This window comes from Acidisoma sp. L85, from assembly GCF_009765865.1.
Taxonomy (GTDB): domain Bacteria; phylum Pseudomonadota; class Alphaproteobacteria; order Acetobacterales; family Acetobacteraceae; genus Acidisoma.
Map to the genome: position 1 here is coordinate 1 of NZ_LMUQ01000017.1, position 10,063 is coordinate 10,063.

General features: G+C 60.5%; 9 protein-coding genes. All 9 read right to left on the bottom strand.

Annotated elements, in window-relative coordinates:
* Nucleotides 1-147 precede the first annotated feature (147 nt).
* The 9 genes from GSQ83_RS02900 to GSQ83_RS02940 all read right to left on the bottom strand — a co-directional run bounded on the left by GSQ83_RS02900 (nucleotide 148) and on the right by GSQ83_RS02940 (nucleotide 9,614).
* On the bottom strand, nucleotides 148-927 hold the full coding sequence (locus tag GSQ83_RS02900) for an SDR family oxidoreductase (protein WP_158801307.1): 780 nt from the start codon (nucleotides 925-927) through the stop codon (nucleotides 148-150).
* Between the two features lie 30 nt (nucleotides 928-957).
* On the bottom strand, nucleotides 958-1,911 hold the full coding sequence (locus GSQ83_RS02905; RefSeq protein ID WP_158801309.1) for a sugar-binding transcriptional regulator: 954 nt from the start codon (nucleotides 1,909-1,911) through the stop codon (nucleotides 958-960).
* Nucleotides 1,912-1,921: 10 nt separating this feature from the next.
* Nucleotides 1,922-2,686, bottom strand: coding sequence for an SDR family oxidoreductase (locus GSQ83_RS02910; RefSeq protein WP_158801311.1), 765 nt, complete (start codon nucleotides 2,684-2,686; stop codon nucleotides 1,922-1,924).
* A 13-nt stretch (nucleotides 2,687-2,699) separates the two neighbouring features.
* Entirely contained in the window at nucleotides 2,700-4,172 is a 1,473-nt protein-coding gene (locus GSQ83_RS02915) for a sugar ABC transporter ATP-binding protein (RefSeq protein WP_216849883.1), read from the bottom strand.
* Between the two features lie 89 nt (nucleotides 4,173-4,261).
* Nucleotides 4,262-5,203, bottom strand: a complete 942-nt coding sequence (locus tag GSQ83_RS02920) for a sugar ABC transporter substrate-binding protein (RefSeq protein ID WP_158801313.1) — start codon at nucleotides 5,201-5,203, stop codon at nucleotides 4,262-4,264.
* Nucleotides 5,204-5,288: 85 nt separating this feature from the next.
* Entirely contained in the window at nucleotides 5,289-6,185 is an 897-nt protein-coding gene (locus tag GSQ83_RS02925; RefSeq protein ID WP_216849884.1) for an ABC transporter permease, read from the bottom strand.
* Nucleotides 6,186-6,285: 100 nt separating this feature from the next.
* Nucleotides 6,286-7,779, bottom strand: a complete 1,494-nt coding sequence (locus GSQ83_RS02930) for an FGGY family carbohydrate kinase (protein ID WP_158801317.1) — start codon at nucleotides 7,777-7,779, stop codon at nucleotides 6,286-6,288.
* A 3-nt stretch (nucleotides 7,780-7,782) separates the two neighbouring features.
* The gene (locus GSQ83_RS02935) at nucleotides 7,783-8,736 is read right to left on the bottom strand and encodes a transketolase family protein (RefSeq protein ID WP_158801319.1); all 954 of its coding nucleotides are present in this window, start codon (nucleotides 8,734-8,736) and stop codon (nucleotides 7,783-7,785) included.
* Nucleotides 8,736-9,614 (bottom strand): transketolase, encoded by an 879-nt coding sequence (locus GSQ83_RS02940; protein ID WP_158801321.1) that lies wholly within the window; start codon nucleotides 9,612-9,614, stop codon nucleotides 8,736-8,738. Before GSQ83_RS02940 ends, GSQ83_RS02935 begins: the two co-directional genes overlap by 1 nt.
* Nucleotides 9,615-10,063: the final 449 nt, after the last annotated feature.

Genomic DNA, 10,063 nt, shown 5'->3' on the forward strand with positions numbered 1-10,063 from the left:
TAAAACAAGCCACCCCCCCCCCCCCGCCAGTCCAGGCACGGTAATGTTCGAAGCTCGCCCTTATGCTTACAACTATCAACGCAGGACCTGGGCGAGCGTCGCACTGACGACAAATCGAAAACATTCGATGATTATATCGATAAACTCTCACGACATTATGAGACCTCCATCCACATTGATCGTTTGACCCGTGATATAAGCCGCGTCCGGCCCAGCCAGAAACGCGACGAGCCCGGCTACGTCATCGCCCTTCCCTGCTCTTCCCATCGGAATATTTTCCACCCATTCCGCCATCAGTTCGCCTGGCGCGTAGTTTCCCAATAACTTGCCCCAGGCCTGGTCATTGTAGGCCCACATGTCCGTCTCGATGATCCCCGGACAAAAGGCGTTGACTGTGATGCCTTCTTTGGCCACCTCCTTAGCGAGGCTCTGCGTGACGCCGATGACGCCGAACTTGCTAGCAGCATAGTGAGGAGTGAACACAAATCCCTGTCGCGCTTGACCAGATGCCGTATTAATCAGCCGACCGCCTTCTCCGTGTCTACGAAAGTGCGCGATTGCAGCTTGGCAGCAAAGGAATACGCCTTTGGTGTTCACTGCCATGATCTTGTCCCAGTCGCTCTCCGGAAGGTCCTCAATGCGGGCGATCGTGATGACTCCCGCGTTTTGAACGGAGATATCGACGCGACCGAACTGAGCCTCCGCAAGATCAAAAATGGCTGCGACGTCCGCCGAGTTCGTAACGTCAGCGACGATGGAAGATGCTTGCCCTCCGGCCGCCCGAATGGCTTCCGCAACCGCTTCAACTGAAGGTTCATTCGCGGCTACGACCACAGCCGCGCCGTCACGAGCGAGCCGGAAGGCAATTGCCGCTCCTATTCCGCGGCTGGCTCCGGTGATCACCGCGACCTTGCCTCTGAGCATCATCTGCCTTCCTTTACTACTTCGTTTCTTGTCTCAGGCTGCGTCGAGTCGCGCCGCCGTGAATTGATCCGTCACTAAAACGTCGATGAGCTTCCCCCGCATTGCGCCGAGGAGTGCTGCAACTTTGCGTTGACCTCCTGCCACGGCGACCACTCGTTTTGCCTGGCGAAGCTGATCGAGGTCGATGCCGACAACCCTTTCCTGCAAAAAGGATGGCACCGACTTTCCATTGCGATCAAAAAAGTTGAGGCAAACGTCGCCGACGGCACCTAGTCGCGCGAGTTCGGCCAGTTCGGATGGTGAGAATATGTTACCACTGTCCGCAAGAAGCTTTGACGGTTCCACCGCGCCGATGCCGACGAGTGCCAGGGTGATCTTCGAAAAATACGCCATTGTCTCCCGCACGAATGGATCGCTTGTCAGCACTTTCCTAGCAGCCTTCGAGCTTGTGATTCCCTGCGTGGGCAACGGTTGCGCCTGCGCGCCGATCAGTTCCGCCAGGCGGCGTGTTAGGTTGGTGGCGTGGGTTTGCACGCTGGGGTCGCCTACCCCGCCATGAAGTTGTACGACCCGCTCGGCAGCGAGCCGCCGTTGCGGATGAATGTTCTCAACTGTGCGCAGCAGGGATTCGCTCCACGAGGAAATGCCGACGATCTCACCCGACTGCAGGGTAGTCTCCAGATATAGGGCGGCAGCGTCACCGATACGCCGGAGAATCTGACTTTCCCGGTCCTCGCTGCATTCGGCCACGACGACTTCCGTCATTCCAAACTTTCGGCAAAGGCTTTCCTCAAGCTCAGGGAAAGTACCGGAAGGCGTCTGCACACTGATACGCACGACGTTCTCCTCCCGCGCGCGACGGAGAAGCCTGGATATTGTCGCCTGCGAAATAATCAGACGCGCTGCGATATCTCCCTGCTTCATGTCTTCGAGGTAATACATGCGTGCGACGCGCGCGATCAGGCGGAGTTCATCGGTCCGAGGCAAGAGGGCTCCTTTACCAGCATACGAAACCACCATCGACCAGCAGATCGATCCCTGTGCAGAAGGACGCGGCCCGGCTGGCAAGGAATACGGCCGGACCAACCAGTTCGTCCACCGTCGCCATGCGACCGAGCGGAGTGTCAGCCGCGAACTGTTTCACCTGGTCGGCGACCTCCGGCCGAATGTTCATCGGGGTGGCGGTATAACCGGGGCTGATCGAATTTACCCGCACACCCCGATCACTCCATTCCATCGCCAAGCTGCGGGAGAGGTGGATCACTGCTGCCTTAGCACTGTTGTAATGGGCCTGAAGGATCCCGCGATTGACGATCACTCCGGACATGGAGGCTATATTGACGATGGCGCCCCGCCGGCGGCCCAGCATTACCTTTGCTTCAGCTTGACATGACAGGAAAACGCCGGTCACGTTGACGTCGTACATCCGTTGCCATTGTTCCCGTGGCATCTCCTCTGCCGGCGCCGCATTTGCGATTCCGGCACAGTTCAGCGCAACCGAAAGTGGCCCGAGACGCTCCGCAACCTCAACCGCGTCGGCCAGATCCTTACCGTTGGTGACATCACCCCGAGCGGCAACCGCCCGGCGACCAAGAGCCGCAATACGCGACACGGTTTCCGCGAGGCCTGTGCTTGAGGCCAGGTCGAAACAAGCGACATCGGCACCGGCCTCGGCCAATCCCACGGCCAATCGCTGGCCGATACCGCTACCCGCACCGGTCACCAGAGCGACCTCGCCGGCCAGACTGAAAAGCTCCGTCATCTGCAGCTCCTGTTCAGCCCGTGGCCAAGGCCATAACGGCGACGTTGTTTGCTTGCGCCCGATCGAGCACGCCCATCTGCCGGCCTCGCGCCAGCACCATCACGCGATGGGCGAGACCCAAAACCTCTTCGAGGTCCGAACTCACCACCACCACTGCCATACCCGACTTCGCGAGCTCAGCGATAACCTCGTAGATCGCCGCGCGCGCACCCACGTCGATGCCGCGGGTTGGTTCATCCAGGATAATAACCTTGGGGGCGCGCGCTACCCAGCGCGCGATGACCACTTTCTGTTGATTGCCCCCGGAGAGGTAACGGGCTTGCTGGCCCGGCCGTCCCTTGATGCCCAGACGCCCGATCATCCGCTGGCCGAACTCCCGCACCTTCGCTGGATCAAGCCAGCCGCGCTTGCCGAGTCGGTCCATATTGCCGAGGGCCAGGTTGTCCGCCACCGTATGTTCCAGCAGAATGCCCTGCCCCTTGCGATCCTCCGGCACCAGCACGATGCCGGCGTGGATAGCAGTATCCGGGCCGGTCAACCTGAGCGCCTTTCCGTCGAGCGTCACTGTCCCGGCAGAAAGGAGATCGGCGCCCGCTATGCTTCGGACCAGCTCGGTGCGGCCGGCGCCGACGATGCCCGCAATGCCGAAGATCTCGCCTTCGTGCACGGCGAAGCTAATATCGGCGAAGGCGCCTTCTGCGGAGCGCAGTCCGTCAACACGCAGCACTTCCCGCGGCCGCGGCGCTTCGACGTGCGGGAAGAGGCGATCGATGTTGCGTCCGACCATGTCCCGCAACAGCTGGTCCACCGGAACCTGTGCCGTGCTGTGCTCTGCGACCTTGTTGCCATCCCTGAGCACCACAATGCGGTCAGCGATGCGCGCGATTTCTTCCAGCCGATGGCTAATGTAGATGAAAGAGAAACCTTCCTGCTTTAATTGACCGATCTGCGCGAAAAGCCTGTCCGTTTCATCTCGACCGAGGGCCGCCGTTGGCTCATCTAGAATCAGCAGTCGCGCCTTTAAAGTCAGCGCCTTAGCGATCTCGACCTGTTGCTGGGCGGCCACGCGTAGGCTACGCACGAGGGTATCCGGCGAGATCTCAAGCCCGAGGCGGCGGAGCTGCTCAGAAGCACGCTGTCGCATCTGCTCCCGATCGATACGCCCTCCAGCCATTGGCAGCCGCCCAACGAACACGTTTTCCGCGATGGTCAGGTCCGGCAGCAGGCGCATCTCCTGATGGATTAGTCCAATGCCATGGGAAATCGCGTCTCCGGGCGAGGCCGGCGTATACGACTGGCCCTCCCAGACCATCGATCCCGCATCAGCCTCGATGACGCCGGCGATGATAGAAGAGAGCGTGGACTTGCCAGCTCCGTTCTCGCCCAACAACGCCACAACCTCACCTTCACGCACGGTGAGATCAACGTCGTTCAGCACAGGTGTTCCCGAGAAAGCCTTGCGCGCCCCAGTCACAGAGAGACGCACAGGAGGTCCCTCCATCCGGCGGGGACGCGAGAGCGACTGATCCGCCATAAGGGCGCACATGGCTTCGTCTCCAGTTAGGTTGACGACTCTTACGGGTGCTGAGCGATGTACGGTGTCACGTTATCTTTCGTCGTCAGAACAGCCGTCTGAAGCTGCTCCTTCGGAAGAGTCTTTCCGGCCGCGAGATCGAGCGCCGAATCCAGGGCCAGGCGACCCATCGCCTGCGTCTTCTGAGTCATAGTCGCCGCGAGGGTGCCGCTTTGTACCGCTTTCAGGCCAGCTTTATCGCCATCGAAGCCAACCACGAGAACCGGATGGTCAAGGTTCGCAACCTTCGTCGCTTGGGCGGCACCCAAAGCGAGAGCATCGGCGCGCCCAAAGAAGATCGTGATATCGGGGTGGCGCTGAAGCATGTCCTGAGCAATCGTGAACCCTTCGTTCTGCGACCATTCCTGGCTCGCCTGCTTCGCGACCTGCTTAATACCCGGGCAGCTCGCCATCGCCGCTTCAAAACCTTTGTTGCGATCGACCTCAGGGGTAGTGCCGAGCTGCCCTTGGATGATCGCGAGCGTGCCCTTGCCGCCCGCTATCTTGCAGACGTAGTCGCCCAATGTGTGTGCGGCCGCAACGCTGTCAGTCGCGATGAAGGTATCTGCCGGTGCGTCCGGCGCATTTCGGTCGACGGCGACGACAGGGATATGCGCGGCTTGCGCCGCTCGAACAGGCACGCCTGCGGCAGTTGCGCCGGCCGGAATATAGATGATCGCTTTTACGCCGCGCGTAATGAGGTCTTGAATCTGGTTGACTTGGGTGGCGCTGTCACCGTGCGCGTCGACGACAATGACCTTCACGCCCTTAGTAGCGGCCTCGGCTTCCACGGATTGCTTGATCTGGTTGAAGAAGTCGGCTTGGAGGTTAGCGACCGCGAGGCCGACAGTCGGCTCGGCGGCGCGAGCGGAGCCAACAAGTGGCAGCGCTGCTATTGCGAAGGCCGCCACAAACGCGGAAGCGAGCAGCTTGGTCTTGAACATTACATTTCCTCTTTTCTTGCACTGTTTGTTAGTCGCTTAGCCCGGTTCCAACCGCGATGACGCGGCTGGGTCTACTTTCCTCAGGTCACTGGCGCCGGAACTTGTCAATCGTGACCGCAACCGCGATGACGCAGCCGATGATGACCTGCTGAATGAAGGGAGAAACGCCGACCAGGTTGAGGCCGTTGTGCAGCACACCGATGATCAGGACACCTACAACGGTGCCACCGATGCCGCCAATGCCGCCGCTGAGGCTGGCACCGCCGATGACCACGGCCGCAATAGCGTCCAATTCATAGCCTAGCCCTGCACTCGGCTGTGACGAATCGAGTCGCGACGAAAGCACAAGGGCCGCAAGACCGGCTAGCACGCCGGAGGCGACATACACCCAGACGGTGAGGCGCAGAACCTTGATCCCTGCAAGGCGCGCAACCTCCGGATTGCCGCCGATCGCGTAGAGGCTTCGCCCGGTTCCGCGGTAGCGAAGGAAGATCCATCCCGCGAACGCCAACACGATGAACATCGCGACTGTCGCAGAGAGGAATCCAAGATAGCGGACGGTCGCGAGCCGGGTGAACCAATCGGGATAGCCGACGACCTGCTCGCCGCCGGTGGTGAGATTGGCTAGGCCGCGGGCAACGGACATCACCGTGAGCGTAGCGATGAAGGGTGGCAGCTTGGCACGGGTTACCAGCAGGCCGTTGACTAGGCCGCAGGCACCCCCGGCGATAATAGCGAGGATTAGTGAAACGCCGAAAGGTACACCGTAATCCTGTGGCAGCCAGCCGAGCACCATGCAGGACAATGCCAGGATAGATCCAACCGAAAGGTCGATCCCGCCGATGATGATAACGCCGGTCATACCCAGGGCAAGGATCCCGAGAACCGTAATTTGATCTATGACGTTGAGGAAGTTGCGAGCCGACAGAAAGACATCGCTCGTGACCGAGAAGACAATGCACAGGATAATGAGCCCGATCAACGGTCCTTGGGAACCAGTTAGCAAACGCGCCCAGATCGAGCGTCTTGAATCCGAGCCGGCGGAGGCTACAAAGGTTGAGGACGACATTTGCTTCTTCCCTTCACGCGGTCTCTAAAGCAGGAGCGCGACAGGCAGTGCCTGAGCGCGCCCGAGCGATGGCCGCTTGCCAATGGCTACGCTGAGTGCTGCGATTCGCGAGGCCAACACGAGGCAGGATCGTTTCACGCGGTCGCGGCAAGGCGCGCAATTCCTCCCAGTTCCAGACGCCAGCTCCTAAGCCAGCCATGTGGGCGACACCCAAGGCGGACAGTTCAGGCGCTGCCGAGCGATGGATCGTGCAGCCCAGGAGATCAGCCTGCATCTGCATCAACGCGTCGTTGCGAGTGGGACCGCCGTCGGTGAACAGATCGCGGGCCGTGCCAGTAGTGGTTTCGATCACCTCGACGACGTCTGCGACCTGATGCACGACGGCCTCTAGCGCCGCGCGTGCCAGCTCGGCTGACGAGGTGTTGAGGGACAGGTTTGTGAGGATGCCGACCGCGTCCCGGTCCCACCATGGCGCACCGAGGCCTGTGAATCCTGGAACGAGCACCGCACCGCGGCTCTGTGATCGCGCGCCGAGTTCCGTCATCGCATCAACGCTCATGCCGAGGATCCCTGCCATCCAGCGCAGTGCGGCACCGGTTGCACGAATGTTACCTTCAGCCGCAAAGGCCGGATCATCGATCTGCCAGCCAATCGTCAGGCAGAGTCCGGGGTGCAGACCATCCGGCCGTTCTATGAGGCCCATGATCGAAGAGCCGGTGCCGTAAGTCGCCTTGATCTGACCGGGGGCGAAAGCTCCGTGAGCAAATAGGGCGGAGTGCGAGTCACCCATGACCGCCAAAACCGGCGTTCCGTCTCGCAAAGGTTGCAGACCACGCACGGTTGGAAATGGCCCTGTGGACCGAACCACCCTCGGAAGCGCGTTCTCGGGCACACCGAAAAGCGCGAGCAGGTCTTCGTCCCACGTCCCGCTTGCAACATCCAAAAGCTGCGTGCGTGACGCGTTGCCGATTTCAATCACCGGTTCGTCGTTGGAGAGACGGCTCAGCAACCATGAATCGATCGTGCCAATCACGGCCCTGCCCGTCTGTATGGCTCCCGAGGCGCCCGGGTGGTGGCGGCGCAGCCAACTTGCCTTGAGAGCCGAGAACATCGGATCCAGCGGAAGGCCGCTTCTTGCCCGTACGAGGCCCTCGACCTCGGGGCTGCGGAGCGCATCGCAAAGTGCTGCGCTACGTTGATCCTGCCAGCTGATCACCGGCGTCAGCGGCGCGCCGGTCAGCCGGTCCCAGGCAACAATGGATTCACGCTGCGTGCTCAGCCCGACGGCCGCGACGCGCGCCGGATCGTGTCCATCGAGACAACCGGCGACCGCGCGCTGCACGCTCTGCCAGATCTCGATTGGATCCTGCTCGACCCATCCCGGATGAGGATGCGTCTCGCCAATAGGTGCATGGCTGCGCGCGGCGATCGACCCGGTCTTATCCGCCAGAATCACCTTAGTTCCGCTGGTGCCTTGGTCAATCGCGAGAAGCAGCGGGGCGGCCACGACTCAACCCACCAATTCGAGGGCTGCTTTAGCGATCCCCTCGGCATTGAGTCCAAAATGGTCCAGCAGGAAGGCGGTGCTGCCGGTGGGTGCGAGATGGGGCACGCCGAGTATGCGCATGGGCACTGGCTTGTTCTGCACGACGCACTCCGCAACAGCGGAGCCGAGGCCGCCATGGATGATGGCCTCCTCCACCGTCACGATCCTGCCGGTCTCGGTGGCGGCCTCGATGACTGCAGCCTCGTCGAGAGGCTGGATCGTCGTCATGTTCAGCACGCGCGCCGAGATGCCCTTTTGCGCGAGTTGGTCGGCGGCTCCCAGGGCGCGAGATACCATTGTGCCGCATGCAATGAGCGTCACGTCGCGACCGTCGCGCAAACGCGAGGCGCGGCCCGGGACGAAATCTTCGTCTTCTGGAGTAACGGAAGGGATCTTAAACCGCCCGACGCGCATGAACACCGGACGGTTGGCGGTGGAGGCCCAACGCACAGCATCCCGCGTCTGTCGCGGATCAGCCGGCACAAGTATTGTCAGGTCTGTCAGCGCTCGCATCCAGGCAAAGTCTTCGATCGAGTGATGCGTCGGTCCAAGCTCACCGTAGGACATGCCCGGGCTCTGGCCACAGAGCACGATGTGATAGTTATTATAGGCGACGTCTGCCTTGATCTGTTCCAACGCGCGGCCGGTTAGAAAGGGAGAGGCACAGCTCACGTAAGGTACGAAGCCGCCATTCGCGAGACCTGCTGCCACGCCAACCATATTTTGCTCGGCGATGCCGACATTAATCAGACGGTCCGGAAATTCCTTCTGGAAGGCGTTGAGGTTGCTCGATCCTACCGAGTCATTACAGACCGCAACAATGCGGTGATCGGTCCGGGCGAGCTCGATTAATGTCTCCGCGAATGCGACACGACAATCGAATGTTGCAACAGTGGGAGCCTGGCTTATCTCGTTCATCAAACTGCGAGCTCCTTGTGGGCGAGCTGAACCTGTTCCAGCGACGGTACTTTGTGGTGCCACTCGACCCGGTTTTCGATGAAGGAGACCCCTTTACCCTTGATCGTGCGCGCGACGAGGCACCGCGGCTGGGACCCGCCCGGCTGGGACAGCATGTCGTAGAGAACTCGGTGGTCGTGCCCGTCGACATCGTGCACTTCCCAGCCGAAGCTGCGCCATTTGTCGGCCAGCGGTTCGAGCCGGTTGGTGTCTTCCGTCCCGGCGCCCTGTTGCAGCCGATTACGGTCGACGATAGCCACGAGATTTGACAGGCCGCGATGGCCAGCCGCCATAGCGGCCTCCCAGTTACTGCCTTCCTGCAGCTCACCATCACCGAGCACGACGAAGACGCGCCGGTCGGCTTTCGCTAGGCGTGCTGCAATAGCGCAACCGACGCCGATGGGCAGACCATGGCCCAAGGGACCGGTGTTGGCCTCAACGCCTGGAATCTTGCGACGGTTGGGGTGGCCGTTGAGAGCTGAAAGAGGCGCCATGAACGTCTTCAGCAGGTCGATTTCAAAGAAGCCACGCATAGCCAACACGGAATAAAGCGCCGCTGAGCAATGGCCCTTGCTGAGGATGAAGCGATCCCGCTCTTGCCAATTCGGATTATCTGGGTCGAGCTTCATCACGCCGAAGAACAGCGTCGTGAGAATATCGGCGACGGAAAAGTCGCCGCCAATATGGCCCATTTTGGGCCCGATGATCGTGTTGAGGATAGAGACCCTGACTTCCGTCGCCGTACGAGCGAGGAGTTCAGATCGCGTGGTTTCATCAGCCGCTAAAATCTTTGCGATAAGAGCGTTTGAATCCGCGCCTTGTGTTTGACGATCCAACATTCCCCAACCTTGAATAATTATTCACTACCGCATTTAAATGCAGAATGCCGATATCCAAATCCGTCGTCAAGGAGAATCGTTGCACAAGATTGATATTTCGCGCTGGAGATGAAAAATGGCTTTTCTACATCGAGCGCCGAAGCAACATTATCGCTATAGCGAAGATCTTACGCAAATGCGCGCAGCGCCAATCTGCGTCTGTCCACCTTGTCGCGCTTCCGTCCAATGAGAAATGGCCAGACAGCATCGGTGACGCGAACGGCCCTGTCAGCAGCCCTCCTGCTAGCGTTGTCACGTTAACTGGCGGTCTGCGACGGCCTGGGCGAGGATGATGGCATGAAGAAGCCGCCAGGCCCGCACCATCGCCACCGTTTCCCGGCAGACCTCATCAGCCACGCTGTATGGCTCTATCACGTGTTCAGCCTGAGCTTCCGAGATGTTGAGCTGCT